Genomic DNA, 15484 nt, shown 5'->3' with positions numbered 1-15484 from the left:
CCGGAGGGCGGGAGGCGGCGGAACGGGGTCAGGCGAGGAGGCCGGCGTCCCGGCCGGACGGGGGACGGCGGATCGCCCGGACGGGGGATCGGGTCGATCCGCCGGGTAACTGGCTTTTCGCTGTGAGTGCGGAAAACCCGCCGACAAGGACTTGACGGCAGGAACCGGACGGCGCAAGATGCTCCGTGCGGGAGGGCGATTCGCCGGAGACTTTCAGTTCTTACGACCCAACGCCGGAGGCGTTGTGCGGACGTCCCTCCCGACCAACGTCCGAGCGGGCCAGCGAGAAATTCGCTGGCCCGCTCGCTGTTCGGGCCGCAGGCTCACCGCATGGGCATCTCCATCACGCCGGTCGAGCCGGACGACCAGACCGCTGTCGACGCGGCGTACCAAATCGGCGCGGCGGCCAACGACGCGGACGTGCCGGACCTCCCGCCGTACTGCCGGCGGCGCTTCGAGGCCCTGGTCCGGCACCCGATGCCGGGTCTCGTCGTCCACTGGGCGCTGGCCCGGCTCGACGGGGTGCCGGCCGGCTGGCTCCGCCTCGATCTGCCGCAACTGGACAACACCGACAACGCCGCCGCCGAGCTGGTGGTGCATCCCGCGTACCGGCGGCAGGGCGTCGGCCGGGCGCTGCACGAGCACGGGGTGCGGCTGCTGCGCGACGCAGGGCGCAAGCGCGTGGTCGGCGAGGTCGTCTCGGCCCTGCCCGGCGGCCCGGCGCGCGACAGCGCCGGGAGCGCCTTCGCCGCCGCGGCCGGCGCCCGCCCCGCCCTGACGGAGGTACGCCGCCGGCTGGACACCACCGCCCTCGACCGGGCCGCGGTGGACACCCTGCTGGCCGGCGCGCGCAGCGCCGCCGCGGGCTACCGCCCGGTCCGCTGGCGACAGGGCACCCCCGAGGAGTACGTCCACGACGTCGCCTACCTGGAGGGCCGGATGATGACCGACACGCCCCTCGGCGACCTGCAGTGGGAGCAGGAGCGGGTCGACGCGGACCGGATTCGGGGCACCGAGCGGGCGCTCGACCTGCGGGGCAGCCGCCGCTACCACGTCGGGGCGGTCGACGAGGCCTCCGGCCGGCTGGTCGCCTGGAGCATGCTCAGCCTCGGCGCCAGCGCCGACTGGCACGCGTGGCAGCAGAGCACCATCGTCGACCCGGCGCACCGCGGCCGCCGGCTCGGACTGCTGACGAAGATCGAGAACCTCCGCCACGTCCTGGCGCACGAGCCGGCGCTGCGCGTGATCGACACCTTCAACGCGGCGGAGAACGGGCACATGATCCGGATCAACGAGCAGCTCGGCTTCCGGCCCGTCGACGAGTTGACGGAGTGGCAGCTCACGCTCTGAGGTCCGGGCGGCGGGACCGAGTGGCGGGTGACGATCCCACTTGTGACACTGCTCTACTGATCTGGGGCCCACCTGTTGCATGATGGCGGGCATGACGGAGACCCCGCACCCCCTGTACGACAGGCACGCCGACACCCTGAACCGTGCGCTGACCGCCATCACGGAGCGGGGATACTGGTCCGCCTATCCCGAGTCACCCAGCCCCCGCGTGTACGGCGAGACCGCCGCCGCCGACGGTAAGGCCGCCTTCGAGGCGTACCTGAACGGCGACTTCCCCCTCGACCAGCCCGGCTCCGGCGACCGGGTCGCCACCGAGACCAGCCCGTTCGGGCTGGAGCTGAACGTGCGCTACCCGCACGCCGGTGCCGACGAGCTGGTGGCCGCCGCTTCCGCAGCCCTGTCGGCCTGGCGCGACGCCGGCCCGCAGGTCCGCGCGGGCGTCTGCCTGGAGATCCTCGACCGGCTGCACAAGCACATCTTCGAGCTGGCCAACGCGGTGCAGTTCACCAGCGGCCAGGCGTTCGTGATGGCCTTCCAGGCCGGTGGCGCGCACGCGCTGGACCGCGCGCTGGAGGCGATCGCCTACGCGTACGCCGAGATGACCCGGCACCCGGGGACGGCCGGCTGGGAGAAGGCGGCCGGCAAGGGCGACCCGCTGCGGATGACCAAGACGTTCCACGTGGTGCCCCGGGGCGTGGCCCTGGTGATCGGCTGCAACACGTTCCCCACCTGGAACTCCTACCCGGGGCTCTTCGCCTCGCTGGTCACCGGCAACCCGGTGGTCGTCAAGCCGCACCCGCGCGCGGTGCTGCCGCTGGCCATCACCGTGAAGTACGCCCGCGAGGTGCTGGCCGAGGCCGGCTTCGACCCCAACCTGGTGCTGCTCGCCGCCGAGGGGCCGGGGGAGAAGCTCGCCTCCACCCTGGCGCTGCACCCCGCCGTGAAGATCGTCGACTTCACCGGTTCCACGGAGTACGGCGACTGGCTGGAGGCGAACGCCCGGCAGGCGGCCGTCTACACCGAGAAGGCCGGCCTGAACACGGTGGTCGTCGACTCCACGGACGACTTCGCCGGCATGTGCCGCAACCTGGGCTTCACGCTGACCCTGTACAGCGGCCAGATGTGCACCACCTCGCAGAACATCCTCATCCCCTCCGGCGGCATCGAGACCGACCAGGGGCACAAGAGCTTCGACGAGGTGGCCGCCGGGATCGCCGGCGCGGTCGGCAAGCTCACCGCCGACCCGGCGCGCGGGGTCGAGCTGACCGGCGCCATCGTCAACGACGGGGTGCTGGAGCGGCTCGACGAGGTGACCAAGGTCGGCGAGCCGGTGCTGGAGTCCCGTACCGTCGAGCACCCGGCGCTGCCCGACGCGGTGGTGCGGACGCCGGCCATCGTGAAGCTGGCCGCCGACGACACCGCGACCTACGGCCGTGAGTGGTTCGGGCCGATCTCCTTCGTCATCGCCACCGACTCCACCGCGCACAGCCTGGAGATCATGCGCGCGACGGTGGGGGAGAAGGGCGCGCTGACCGCCGCCGTCTACTCCACCGACGAGACGGTCCTGGACGCCGCCGAGGCCGCCGCGGTCGACGTGGGCGTGCACCTGTCCTGCAACCTGACCGGCGGGGTCTTCGTGAACCAGTCGGCCGCCTTCTCGGACTTCCACGGCAGCGGCGCCAACCCGGCCGCCAACGCCGCGCTGACCGACGGGGCGTACGTGGCGAACCGGTTCCGCATCGTGCAGAGCCGTCGGCACGTCTGAGTTCTTCAGCCGGGTGTGCCGCCCCGCCCGATTCCCGGACGGGTCAGGCGGGGCGGCGCATCTGGAGTTCGCGCAGGGCGGGCACGGTGGGGTGCGGCACGCGTACCCCGGTGTCGGTGAAGCCCAGCCGCCGGTAGGCGCGGTAGGCACGGTGGTTGCCGACCACCACCTCCAGCATCAGCTCGGGGCGACCGCAGGCGCGCGACCAGGCAGCGACCCCCTCGATCAGGTCGGCGAGCAGCCCGCTGCCCCGCCAGGCCGGGGTGACGTAGACGGCGTAGACGACGGTGAGGCCGGGTTCGTCCGGGGCGGCGGTGCCGCCGGCGTGGCCGACCAGCCGGCCACCGGGATCGGCGACGAACTGGGCGGTGTGGTCGCCCCGGGAGACGTACGCGATCCGGGCGGCGTAGTCGGCGTGCGGGCGGGCGGCGGCCTGGGCGACGGTCTCCAGGAACGCCAGCGGCGCGTCCGCGAGCATCTCCAGCCGCAGGGCCCGCATCCGGGCGGCGTCCTCGGGGCGTACCCGGCGGACGGTGGCGCGCGGCCGGGCCGGAGCAGGTGTCATGTCCGCATGCATACCGCAGCGACCACCGCCGATGGGTGGGGCGGTCGCCGGGGCGCCGGAATATGCCCGATTTAGGGTCGTGCGCCGCCGTCACGCCTCGTGTAGCGTGCGATTTCGGTCACCGATTCAACGGCGTTCACCGATCGCCGAAGCGGTGGTCCTCCGGTGCCGGTCCGCCGGCCTCCGGGGTCGTGGAACGCCGCGCAGAGTGAGGAAGTGCACCGTGGCACAGGGCACCGTGAAGTGGTTCAACGCCGAGAAGGGCTACGGCTTCATCGCCGTCGACGGCGGCCAGGACGTCTTCGTCCACTTCTCCGCCATCGAGATGGACGGCTACAAGGCGCTGGACGACGGGCAGCGGGTGGAGTTCGAGATCGCCCAGGGCCAGAAGGGCCCCCAGGCCGAGCGGGTCCGCGTCATCGCCTGAGCCGACGCCCGGTCCGGCCGGGGCCGCCGCCCGAGGGCGGGGCAGCGGTGTGGGCGGGTGCCAGGGAAGATCATGAGCCGTTCCAGCCGTCGCTGAGGAGCCGCCCATGTCCGACCAGTCCCCGTCGGTTCCGCCCGAGTCCCGTCCTGAGGGCTCGCCCGAGCCCGGTCCCGGGGGTCCGACCGCACCGGGCCAGCCGGCCGCACCGAGCCAGCCGGCCGCACCGAGCCAGCCGGCCGCACCGGGCCAGCCCGGCGCGCCCTCGCCGGGGGATCCGGCCGCCGCTCAACCCCCGGGCTGGGTCTTCCCGCCCACCGGTGGGTGGCCGCCCGGCGCCGGCCCGTACGCCGGCTTCCCGCCCTACCCCGGGTACCCGCCGCCGTACGGATGGCCCGCCCAGGGCGGATGGGACCCGGCCGACCCGCTGGTGAACCCGCCGGGTGCCGGCATCGGCGGCTGGTTCGCCCGGTGCGGCGGGGCGCTGCGCCGCGGCTGGCGCACGCTGGTGCCGATCATGCTGCTCACCCAGGCCCTCCCCGCCGCCGTCCTCTCGATCGCCACCCTCGGGCTGGGTCCGGAGGAGGAGCCGCTGCCGGCCGACGGCTCGCTGCCGGCGGGTTTCCTGGGCGACTTCCTCACCTTCGGCGGCGTGACGCTGGTCGCCGCCCTGCTCCTGTACCTGGTGCAGGCGGTGGGCTGGGCGGCCGGCACGTGGGTGGTCACCCGTCAGGCGGCCGGTGAGCCGGCCGACCTGGGCGGCGCGCTGCGGTACGGCCTGCGCCGGTCCCCCGGGTTGTACGGCTGGACCCTGCTGATCGGCCTGCTGGTCACGCTCGGGTTCTGCTTCTGCGTGATACCCGGCGTCTACCTCGCCTTCGCGCTGGCCCTGGCCGGTCCGGTCTATCTTTTCGAGCGGCAGAACCCGATCGGGCGCTCCTTCCGCCTCTTCCGCAGCCGGCTCGGCATGGTGCCCGCCCGGGTCGCGCTGGTGGTGGCGGTGGTCGTCGCCGGCACGTTGTTCGGCGCGGTGCTGGAGTTAATCGGCACCGCGGCGCTGGGCACCGACCCGTTCGCCGCGCCGGGCACCGCGGTGGGTGCGGTCGTGGTGGTCGCGGTGACCGCCACGCTGGTCGTCCCGGTCTACCTGGTCCAGCTGGTCGGGCTGATCGTGACGTACGCGGAGCAGCGGGCCTACGAGGCCCCGGTGAACGCCGCGCGACTGGCGGCGGAACTCGGCTGACCGGCCCGGGCGTGCTTGCACTCGGCAGGGGAGAGTGCTAAACAAGTCATTGGCACTCGCGTATGGTGAGTGCCAATGGTCGGGACGGTAGGGCCACGGCCGCAGCGGCGTTCCAAGACGCTGTGCGGCACATGGCCGGTCGTCGCGGGCTATCCGGCCCGGCCGAAGGACGTCGTCGTCGCCAGGTGGCGACGTCCCAAGGTGCGTACACCAGGCGGCCCATCCGGGGCACAACACTCGGGTGGCCCGTGAGTGTCCAGGAGGACAACGCCGTATGGCCAAGATGATCGCGTTCGACGAAGAGGCGCGCCGCGGCCTCGAGCGGGGCATGAACCAGCTCGCCGACGCCGTGAAGGTGACGCTCGGCCCCAAGGGCCGCAACGTCGTGCTCGAGAAGAAGTGGGGTGCCCCCACCATCACCAACGATGGTGTGAGCATCGCCAAGGAGATCGAGCTCGAGGACCCCTACGAGAAGATCGGCGCCGAGCTGGTCAAGGAGGTCGCCAAGAAGACCGACGACGTCGCCGGTGACGGCACGACGACGGCGACCGTCCTGGCCCAGGCCCTGGTCCGCGAGGGCCTGCGCAACGTGGCCGCCGGCGCCAACCCGATGGCCCTGAAGCGGGGCATCGAGGCTGCCGTGGCCAGCGTCTCGGAGGAGCTGTCGAAGCTCGCCAAGGACGTCGAGACCAAGGAGCAGATCGCCTCCACCGCCTCCATCTCCGCCGGTGACAGCACCGTCGGCGAGATCATCGCCGAGGCGATGGACAAGGTCGGCAAGGAAGGCGTCATCACCGTCGAGGAGAGCAACACCTTCGGCCTGGAGCTCGAGCTCACCGAGGGTATGCGCTTCGACAAGGGCTACATCTCGGCCTACTTCATGACCGACCCGGAGCGTATGGAGGCCGTCTTCGACGACCCGTACATCCTGATCGTCAACAGCAAGATCTCGTCGGTGAAGGACCTGCTCCCGATCCTGGAGAAGGTCATGCAGGGCGGCAAGCCGCTGCTGATCATCGCCGAGGACCTGGAGGGCGAGGCCCTGGCCACCCTGGTGGTCAACAAGGTCCGGGGCACCTTCAAGTCGGTCGCCGTCAAGGCGCCGGGCTTCGGTGACCGCCGCAAGGCCATGCTGACCGACATCGCCATCCTCACCGGTGGCCAGGTCATCAGCGAGGAGGTCGGCCTCAAGCTCGACGCCGTCAGCGTCGACATGCTGGGCCGCGCCCGCAAGGTCGTGGTGACCAAGGACGAGACCACCATCGTCGACGGTGCCGGCGACGCCGAGCAGATCCAGGGCCGGGTCAACCAGATCCGGGCCGAGATCGACAAGAGCGACTCCGACTACGACCGTGAGAAGCTGCAGGAGCGCCTGGCCAAGCTGGCCGGCGGGGTTGCGGTGATCAAGGTCGGCGCGGCCACCGAGGTCGAGCTCAAGGAGCGCAAGCACCGCATCGAGGACGCCGTTCGCAACGCGAAGGCGGCCGTCGAGGAGGGCATCGTCCCGGGTGGTGGCGTCGCGCTGGTGCAGGCCGGCAAGACCGCCTTCGACAAGCTGGACCTGACCGGCGACGAGGCGACCGGTGCGCAGATCGTCCGGATCGCGCTGGACGCCCCGCTGCGGCAGATCGCCGTCAACGCCGGCCTCGAGGGCGGCGTCGTGGTGGAGAAGGTCCGTAACCTCGACGCGGGTCACGGCCTGAACGCCGCCAACGGCGAGTACGTCGACCTGCTGGCCGCGGGCATCATCGACCCGGCCAAGGTGACCCGCTCGGCGCTGCAGAACGCCTCGTCGATCGCGGCGCTCTTCCTCACCACCGAGGCCGTCGTGGCGGACAAGCCGGAGAAGACCCCGGCCGCCCCGGCTGGTCCGGGTGGCGGGGACATGGACTTCTGAGTCCAGCTCCACAACGCCGAAAGGGGCGGGCCGCGCGAGCGGTCCGCCCCTTTCCGTCTGCTCAGGGCAGGCTGCGCTGGTTACGCCGCTTCTGCGCCCGGTCGTACGGCGGTCGTACGGCGACGGGCTCGTCCACCACGGTCACCGGCTCGTCGGCCTCCGGCTCGTCCGCGCCGGTCATCTCGGCGAGCTGCTCGGCGTCGCCGAAGTCCCGCCGGTCGAACGGCACCTGGATGGGCGGGTCGCCGACCGGGGCCCAGGTGCGGGGCACCGCGTCGTCGGTCTGTTCGTCGTCCGTGGTCATCGGCCGCCTCCTCTACCGGAAACGGTAGGGGCCGCCGATCACCCATGTGGGCGAATGGCATTATCAGGATCTATATCCTATTTGCCGGATTGTCTATGTGTGCAGGTTCCCGGCCGGGCCCGTCAGAGCGTCCGGCGATACAGGAAGAAGACCCGCTCGATCCGCGCACCCGCGCTGCCCGAGTAGAACGGCACCGGCCCGACCCAGCCGATCTGCGCCGCACCGATCCCGGCCGCGTGCTGGTCGCGCAGGCAGCGGCGCAGCAGCACCCCGCCGATGCCCGAGCCCTCCGCCGCCGGCGCGGTGCCCATCGGCCCGAACCAGCTCGGCCGCGACGATCCCCAGGCCGCGAAGCCGAGGATCTCCCCGTCCCGCTCCGCGAGGTGGCAGCCCGCGCCGTCCCGGCCGACCGAACCGGCCAGCTCGCCGTCCCAGGCGCCGCCGAAGGTGGACCGGGCGAAGGCGGCCAGCGCCGGCAGGTCCGCCGGCTCCGCCCGGCGTACCGACACGCCCTGGGCAGCCAGCCGCGCCTCGGCCGGCTCCGTCGTGCGCAGCGCCGGCGACCCGTCGTACGACAGGTCGGCGGTCATGTTCCACGCCGTACGGTCCTGCCGGTAGCCGAGCGCCAGCGCCAGGCAGACCGCCGGGGTGTACCGCACGTCGACGCCCGGCCAGGCGTAGTAGGGCGGGTTGCCGGCCAGCAGCAGCTCGGTAGCGCCGAGACCGGCGAGGCGCCGCTCCGCCTCGGCGACCAGCGCCCGGCCGACACCCCGGCGACGCCGCTGCGGCGCCACCGCGAGCAGGTCGACGTGCCCGAGTCGCTCCTCCGCCGCCGAGAGCGACCCGATCAGCACCCCGATCAGCTCGTCCCCCGCGTACGCGCCGAGCGCCAGCACCGTCCGGTCCGCCGCCGCGCGGGGCCAGAGGGCGGTCACCACGGACTCCGCCTCGGCGGCGTCCTCGGGCAGGTCGAGCGCGCGGCCGCAGAGCGCGACGACGGCGGGGAGGCGGTCGGCGGGCAGGTCGGCGAGGGTGAACTCCATGGTGGCCGACCCTAGATCAACCACCACGGGTCGGCGCAAGGCCCCGTTCAGCTCCTCCGGGCCGCCTGCACCGCCGCGTACGCGTCGACGAGGCCGGCGCCGGTGATGTTCGCGTCCCCGCCGCAGGCGTCCCCGGGCGCCCGGGAGCGGTAACTGGCCTGCGCCGGCTTCGCCGTCTCCCGCAGGATGCGGCGGGTGCGCTCCAGGTCGCCGACGAGCGCCGGATTCGCCGACCACATCAGCGCCACCACGCCCGCCACCTGCGGCGTCGCCATCGAGGTGCCGTCCAGGGTGGCGTAGCCGCCGCCCGGCATGGCCGACAGCACGCCCGCGCCCGGGGCGACCACGTCCGGCTTGGCCGCGCCGCCCGGGGCCGGCCCGCGGCTGGAGAAGAGGGTCACCCGGCGGTTCCGGTCCACCGCGCCGACGGTCAGCACGTCCGGGTACGGCGCGGGCGGGTCGGCGATGGAGCCGCAGTACGGGCCGGTGTTGCCGGCCGCGGCCACCACGAGGATCCCGGCGGCGGCCAGGGCGTCGGCGGCCGGCCGCAGCACCCGGGTGTCGCAGCCCTCGACCGGCGGGCAGCCCCACGAGTTGGTCAGCACGTCCGGGGCCCGCTCCGGCCGGCCCTCGGTGAACGGGTCCCCGCCGGACGGGAACGGGGCCAGCATGAACTGAAGACAATCCAGGTAGTGCGCGGGGTTGCCGAGATTGCGGTCGAGGTTGACGCAGCCCACCCAGCGCGCGCCCGGGGCCACCCCGACGCCGTTGCGGCCCACCGCGCTGCCCACCGTGTGGGTGCCGTGCCCACCGGTGTCGTTCGGGACGCGGGTGTCGTCCCACGGGTCGTACCAGGAGTCGTCGCCACCCCGGAAGCCGTCGGCCAGGGCCGGGTGGCGGCCGTCGACGCCCGAGTCCGAGCTGCCGACCACCACCCCGGAACCGGTCACGCCCAGCTCCGACCAGACCCGGTCGGCGCCGAGCATCCGGATGTTCCAGTCCGGGCCGGCGGGGGCCGACGCGGTGCCGGAGGTGGTCGGGGCCGGGGCGGGCAGCGGACGTACCCGCTGGCTGACCAGCACGCGGGACACCTCGGGGCGGCCGGACAGCCAGGCCCGGACCGCCGGTCCGCCGTCGGTCTCGATCGCGTTGACCAGGTAGTAGGGGGTCGGGCTCAGGCCCAGCCGGGACAGGTCCCGGCGCAGACCGCCCTGGGTCCGCTCGGCGGTGGCGGTCAGCCGACGGTACACCTCGGCGGCCCGCGCGTCCCGCCCCGCCCGGCCCGGCGCGCCGGCCGGGACGCCGGAGAGGTCGGCCTGCTCGCGCAGCACCACCAGCAGCCGCTCACCGTGCAGCCCGGGCTGCCCCGGCACCACGTGGACCAGGGCGACCGCGGCCAGCAGCACCCCGGCGGCGGACGCGGCCACCCGCCGGCTCGGCGTGACCCCCCGGGGCCGGGCGAGCAGGACGCCGTACCCGACCGCGAGCAGGACCGCGACGGCCAGCCCGGCGACCGCCGCGGCGGCCACCCAGAACGGCACGTCGCGGCTGGTGGCGAGCAGGACTGAGACCTCCTCCGGGTCGGCGAAGGCGAGCGGGCCGAAGAGCGCGAGGCCGACCAGCCAGCCGACCGGCCCGGTGGCTCGGCTGCCGGTCCGGCGGCTCGCCGCGTACAGGGCGGCCAGCGTGAAGCCGACCGGCGGCACGCCGAGCAGCGCGGGCAGTTGGGCGCCGGAGTGCCCGGTACCGGCGGCCAGCAGCAGCAGGGTCACCCCGCCGGCCAGGCCGCCGGCCAGCACCAGCCGGGCGGGTCGGGGCGGCTCGCCGCCGCCGAAGGGGGACCAGAACCGCCCGTCGAGCAGCACCCCGGCCAGCGCGCCCAGCGCCGCCGCGGCCAGCGCGGCGAGCACGGTCTCCAGCGGCCCGCCGAGCGCCCCGAGCCAGGCCCAGGGGAGCAGCAGCGCCAGCCCGGCGGCCACCGCGAGCAGCGTCACCGGGTCCGGCCGACGGTCGCGTCGGCGGCCGGCGTGCCCGCCTGCCTCCGGCCGCGCACCGACCGCGTCCTCCGGTCCGTCCGGTCCGCCCGGTCGGTCGGTGCCCGGCAGGACGGCCCGGCCGCGCAGCCGGAGGGCGATCAGGGTCAGCACGGCGGCGGTGCCGGCCAGCGCGGCCAGGTACAGCTCGTGGTGTACCGGCGGGAGCGCCCGCAGCGCGCCGAGCGCGCCGAGCGCGAGCGCCCCGGCCAGCCAGGCCCGGCCGGTGGTCCGGAGCGCGGTGGACCGGGGGAGCAGCGCCAGCAGCAGAGCCGGCAGACCGACCAGCAGGACGGTGGCGAGGCAGGCCGCCGGCCAGACCCAGGGCCACCGATCCAGCCCGCTGACGAGCCGCACCTGGTCCACGGACCAACCGGCGACCTGGAGCAGCACGGTGATCGCCACCGTCCAGGCGCCCGCCAGCACGGCCGCCACCACCGCCCAGGGGCTGGCGGACCCGGCGGTCCCGTCGCTTCCGGTCGGAGGTGCCTCGGCCCGCATCCGGAAACAGTACGACGCCCGGCCCCCGCCCCGGCGTCCGTCCCGTCCCGCCGTGCCCGAATCCGTCGGCCCCGATCTTGCCGTCCCGCGGCGGGTGATCAATGCCTCTCCTGGCCACCGGCCGGGGGCGGGGCCTGCTGCCCGGGGCCCCGGGCGGTTACGGTGGACCTGTGCGCGACCCCAACGTGACTCGATCCGCCGCCGGTCAGCTCTCTCCGGAGCGCCGCGCCGCGGACCTGCGCCGCCTGAAGTCCGAGCAGTTCGACGTGCTGGTCATCGGCGGCGGCGTGACCGGGGCCGGCGCCGCGCTGGACGCCGCCTCCCGTGGGCTCAAGGTGGCCCTGGTCGAGGCCCGTGACTACGCCGCCGGCACCTCTAGCCGGTCGAGCAAGCTGATCCACGGCGGCCTGCGCTACCTGGAGCAGCTGGAGTTCCACCTGGTCCACGAGGCGCTCACCGAGCGCGGCCTGCTCGCCACCCGGCTCGCCCCGCACCTGGTCCGGCCAGTGCCGATCCTGGTGCCGCTGCCCGCCGGCCGGGGCCTGCGGGACCTGCCCGCCCGGGCGTTCCGCCGCTCCTACTACGGCGCGGGGGTGGCCGCGTACGACGCCTTCGCCGGGGTCTTCGGCGGCGGGCGGGGGATGCCGCTGCACCGGCACCTGAGCCGGGAGGGCGCCCGCCGGATCTTCCCCAGCCTGCGGGCCGACTCGCTGGCCGGTGCCATCCGCTACTACGACGGCCAGGTCGACGACGCCCGCCTGGTGGTGACCCTGGCGCGCACCGCGGCCAGCCTCGGCGCGACCGTGGTGAACAGTGCCCGGGCGGTCGGGCTGGTCCGGCAGGCCCGCGAGGTGACCGGGGTCCGGGTCCGCGACCTGGAGGCGGCCGCCGATTCCCCGGACGCCGAGTTCGAGGTACGCGCCCGGACCGTCATCGGCGCCACCGGCGTGTGGAGCGACGACATGTCGCGGATGCTCAACGACGTCGGGCTGCGCCCCGGCATCCGGGTGCGGGCCTCCAAGGGCGTGCACCTGGTCGTCCCCCGCTCGGCGATCACCGGGGAGACCGGGCTGATCCTGCGGACGGCCACCAGCGTGCTCTTCGTCATCCCCTGGGGCGGGCACTGGATCATCGGCACCACCGACACCGACTGGCGGCTGGACCGGTCTCACCCGGCCGCCTCCGCCCGCGACATCCAGTACCTGCTCGACCAGGTCAACACGGTGCTCGACCGGCCGCTGTCCACCGAGGACATCGAGGGCGTCTACGCCGGGCTGCGCCCGCTGCTCGCCGGCGAGGCGGACTCCACCTCCAAGCTCTCCCGCGAGCACGCCGTCTTCGAGCCGATGCTGGGGCTGCTCCTGGTGGCCGGCGGCAAGTACACGACGTACCGGGTGATGGCCTCCGACGTGGTCGACCGGGCGGTCCGCCGGCTCGGCGGCGGCCGTCCCTCGCGCACCGCCGACCTGCCGCTGCTCGGTGCCGACGGGTACCCGGCCATGTGGCGGGACCGGGCCGACCTGGCCCGCCGGCACGGGGTGCCGGTCGGCGTCGTCGAGCACCTGCTGGAGCGGTACGGCACCCTCACCCGGGAGCTGCTGGCCCTGGTCGACGCCGACCCGCTGCTCGCCTCGCCGCTGGCCGGCGCGCCGGAGTACCTGGCGGCCGAGGTGACCTACGCGGCCCGCGCCGAGGGTGCGCTGCACCTGGAGGACGTGCTGACCCGGCGTACCCGGATCTCCTTCGAGACCACCCACCGCGGCCTGGAATCGGCCGGGCACACCGCGGAGCTGATGGGTGCGGTGCTCGGCTGGGACGCGGCGACCCGCGAGCGCGAGATCGCCCACTACCGGGCCCGGGTCGAGGCGGAGCGGGAGTCTCAGCTGATGCCGGACGACGCGACCGCCGACGCGGCCCGGCTCGGCGCGCCGGACGTGCGGGGGTTCGCCGCCGACCGGGGCGTCGACGGGGACAGCGCCGACCTGCCCACCTCGTCCCGCTGACCGAGCGGGACCCGAACGTTACAGCCATCGATGCCCGTACGGTCGGCCGGTACCGGCCGCTACCTACGGTGGGGTAAGTTGCGGCGCGTGGTTCCCAACCAGTGGTCACGCATGCTCATCGTCTGCACCGTCCTGACCGTCGCCCTCACCGCCTGCTCGGTGTTCGACGGCGACGGTAAGTCCACACCGGACAAGGTGGGCGGCGGGGGAGCGTCCGCCGGGGCCGGCGCCGGCCGGGTCAGCCTGGTGCAGAAGCTCGGTCAGGACGGTCCACTGCGCTCGCTCAACGTCGAGCCGGACGGCCACTGGGAGTGCGACGACTGCGCCGGCGACGGGGTGACCTCGACGGGCAGCCTCGACCCCGAGCAGCTCAAGCGGCTGCACAGCCTGCTCGCCGACCCGCGGCTGGCGCAGGAGACCGACGAGGCGCGCCGCTACCGGGTCAGCTGCATCGACGCGCTGACCTCCAGCCTGCTCACCTCGGCCGGCCTGATCACCTCGCAGGACTGCCCGGGTGAGGAGCGGCCGCCGGTGGCGAACGAGATCCTGCTGCTGCTCACCCAGGCCACCCCCGCCGAGCCCACCGCCTGATCTCGGGCGGCGGGCCGGCCGTCTCAGAGCACCTTGCCCGGGTTGAGCAGCCCGGCCGGGTCCAGCGCCGCCTTGATCGCCTGGTGCACCCGGATCCCGACCGGCCCGATCTCCTGAGCCAGCCAGTCCCGCTTGAGCAGCCCGACGCCGTGCTCGCCGGTGCAGGTGCCGCCGAGGTCCAGACCCAGCCGCATGATCTCGTCGAAGGCCCGCCGGCCCCGCTCCAGGCTGGCCGGGTCGGCCCGGTCCACCACGATGTTCGGGTGCATGTTGCCGTCCCCGGCGTGCCCGACCACGCCGATCGGCACGTCGCACTCCTCGGCGATCCGGGCCACCCCGTCGAGCAGCGCCGCGAGGGAGCCGCGCGGCACCGCCACGTCGTCGATCACCAGGCCGCCGTTGCCGCCGGGGAAGGCGTCCGCGGCGAACTTCTCCATCGCCGGGTGCGCCAGCCGGCGGGCCTGGAGCAGCGCCGCCGCCTCCACCGCGTCGGTGGCCGCGTACACCTCCTCGGCGCCGGCGGCCTCGCAGACCTCGGCCAGCCGGGCCAGGTCGTCCGCCGCCCGGGCGCCGGTGTCCGCGGCGGCCAGCAGCAGCGCCTGCGCGTCGGTCCGCAGCCCCATCGGCCGGTACGCCTCGATGGCCTGCAGGTGCGTCCGGTCGAGCAGCTCCAGCAGGCTGGGGCTGAGCCCCTTCGCCGCGATGTCGGCCACCGCCGCGCCCGCCTCGGCGGTCGACCCGAAGACCGCCACCATGGTCAGCGACTCCTCGGGCGCCGGGCGCAGCGACACGGTGATCTCGGTGATCACCCCGAGGGTCCCCTCCGAGCCGACGAAGAGCCGGGTCAGGTCGTACCCGGCGACCCCCTTGGCGGTACGCCGGCCGGTGCGCAGCACCTCGCCGGAGGCGAGCACCACCTCCAGGCCGAGGACGTACTCGGTGGTCACGCCGTACTTGACGCAGCACATGCCGCCCGCGTTGGTGGAGACGTTGCCGCCGATGGTGGAGGACTCCCAGGAGCCCGGGTCCGGCGGATAGTAGAGGCCCTGCTTCGCCACGGCCCCGGCCAGCGTGGCGTTGACCACGCCGGGCTGCACCACGGCGATCCGGCTCACCGGGTCGATCTCCAGGATGGCGTCCATCGCCACCGTGCTGAGCACCACCGCGCCGTCGACCGCGTTCGCGGCACCGGCCAGGCCGGTCCGGGCGCCCTGCGGCACCACCGGTACGCCGTGCCGGGCGGCGGCCCGGACGACGGCGACCACCTGGGCGGTGTCGCGCGGCCGGGTCACCACCAGCGGCGTACCGGCCGGGCAGAGGTCCGCCTCGTCGCGCTGGTGCATCCGGAGCAGATCGGGGTCGGTGAGGACGGCGTCGTCGCCGAGCGCCGCACGCAGGTCGTCGAGGAGGGGGGATCCGGCCATGCGGGAGAGGCTAACCGGCGGCTAGATTGGCCGCCATGCTGTACCTCGACCGGCCCGCCTGGCCGTGGCGGGGCCGGCTCTGGTCCCACCTGATCAGCGACGTCTCCCACGCGGAGCTGCACGCCTTCGCCGAGACCCTCGGCGTGCCCCGGCGCGGCTTCGACCGCGACCACTACGACATCCCCGCCGAGCGCTTCGCCGTGGCGGTCTGGCTGGGTGCCCGGGTGGTGCCCAGCCGGGAGCTGGTCCGCCTGCTCCGCGACGCCGGCCTGCGCCGCCCCAAACACCTGACCCGCCCCACCCGCTGACCTCGGCCGCGCCGTCCCGGGGCCGTCCCCCGC

General features: G+C 74.4%; 13 protein-coding genes. 8 read left to right on the top strand and 5 right to left on the bottom strand.

From position 1 onward, the window contains the following. Positions 1–330 precede the first annotated feature (330 nt). Positions 331–1350, top strand: coding sequence for a GNAT family N-acetyltransferase (locus ACSNN7_RS25940; protein ID WP_436683559.1), 1020 nt, complete (start codon positions 331–333; stop codon positions 1348–1350). A 91-nt stretch (positions 1351–1441) separates the two neighbouring features. Then, the gene (paaN, locus tag ACSNN7_RS25935; protein WP_436683558.1) at positions 1442–3115 is read left to right on the top strand and encodes a phenylacetic acid degradation protein PaaN; all 1674 of its coding nucleotides are present in this window, start codon (positions 1442–1444) and stop codon (positions 3113–3115) included. A 43-nt stretch (positions 3116–3158) separates the two neighbouring features. Here the strand turns inward: paaN and ACSNN7_RS25930 are convergent, their stop codons facing one another. Next, on the bottom strand, positions 3159–3680 hold the full coding sequence (locus tag ACSNN7_RS25930) for an N-acetyltransferase family protein (RefSeq protein ID WP_436683557.1): 522 nt from the start codon (positions 3678–3680) through the stop codon (positions 3159–3161). Between the two features lie 223 nt (positions 3681–3903). On the opposite strand from ACSNN7_RS25930, the gene ACSNN7_RS25925 reads away from it, so the two are divergent. From ACSNN7_RS25925 to groL, 3 genes are all read left to right on the top strand, one after another. After that, entirely contained in the window at positions 3904–4107 is a 204-nt protein-coding gene (locus ACSNN7_RS25925) for a cold-shock protein (RefSeq protein WP_013288855.1), read from the top strand. A 106-nt stretch (positions 4108–4213) separates the two neighbouring features. Then, complete coding sequence (locus tag ACSNN7_RS25920) at positions 4214–5347, top strand: hypothetical protein (RefSeq protein WP_436683555.1); 1134 nt, start codon at positions 4214–4216, stop codon at positions 5345–5347. Between the two features lie 274 nt (positions 5348–5621). Next, complete coding sequence (gene groL / locus ACSNN7_RS25915; protein ID WP_436683554.1) at positions 5622–7244, top strand: chaperonin GroEL; 1623 nt, start codon at positions 5622–5624, stop codon at positions 7242–7244. Between the two features lie 61 nt (positions 7245–7305). Here groL and ACSNN7_RS25910 read toward each other — a convergent pair whose 3' ends face one another. The 3 genes from ACSNN7_RS25910 to ACSNN7_RS25900 form a co-directional block, all read right to left on the bottom strand. Further along, complete coding sequence (locus ACSNN7_RS25910; protein ID WP_436683552.1) at positions 7306–7548, bottom strand: hypothetical protein; 243 nt, start codon at positions 7546–7548, stop codon at positions 7306–7308. A 122-nt stretch (positions 7549–7670) separates the two neighbouring features. After that, complete coding sequence (locus ACSNN7_RS25905; RefSeq protein WP_436683551.1) at positions 7671–8591, bottom strand: GNAT family N-acetyltransferase; 921 nt, start codon at positions 8589–8591, stop codon at positions 7671–7673. Positions 8592–8638: 47 nt separating this feature from the next. Continuing rightward, positions 8639–11125, bottom strand: coding sequence for a S8 family serine peptidase (locus ACSNN7_RS25900; RefSeq protein WP_436683549.1), 2487 nt, complete (start codon positions 11123–11125; stop codon positions 8639–8641). A gap of 170 nt (positions 11126–11295) precedes the next feature. Between ACSNN7_RS25900 and ACSNN7_RS25895 the strand changes: the two genes are divergently transcribed. Further along, positions 11296–13128: a glycerol-3-phosphate dehydrogenase/oxidase gene (locus ACSNN7_RS25895; protein ID WP_436683548.1), complete on the top strand. Its 1833-nt coding sequence runs from the start codon at positions 11296–11298 to the stop codon at positions 13126–13128. A gap of 87 nt (positions 13129–13215) precedes the next feature. Continuing rightward, the gene (locus ACSNN7_RS25890) at positions 13216–13719 is read left to right on the top strand and encodes a hypothetical protein (RefSeq protein WP_436683546.1); all 504 of its coding nucleotides are present in this window, start codon (positions 13216–13218) and stop codon (positions 13717–13719) included. 23 nt (positions 13720–13742) lie between these two features. Here the strand turns inward: ACSNN7_RS25890 and ACSNN7_RS25885 are convergent, their stop codons facing one another. Beyond that, positions 13743–15143, bottom strand: a complete 1401-nt coding sequence (locus tag ACSNN7_RS25885) for an FAD-binding oxidoreductase (RefSeq protein WP_436683545.1) — start codon at positions 15141–15143, stop codon at positions 13743–13745. A gap of 35 nt (positions 15144–15178) precedes the next feature. Here ACSNN7_RS25885 and ACSNN7_RS25880 point away from each other — a divergent pair, with 35 nt between their 5' ends. Then, positions 15179–15451 carry a DUF4031 domain-containing protein gene (locus tag ACSNN7_RS25880; protein ID WP_436683544.1) on the top strand — a complete coding sequence of 91 codons (273 nt, stop codon included), beginning with the start codon at positions 15179–15181 and terminating at the stop codon, positions 15449–15451. Positions 15452–15484: the final 33 nt, after the last annotated feature.

Origin of the sequence: Micromonospora sp. URMC 105 (assembly GCF_051386295.1) — a bacterium.
Classification (GTDB): Bacteria; Actinomycetota; Actinomycetes; order Mycobacteriales; family Micromonosporaceae; genus Micromonospora.
The sequence above is the reverse complement of the archived record's forward strand: the minus strand, read 5'-3'. Positions and strand labels throughout refer to the sequence as shown.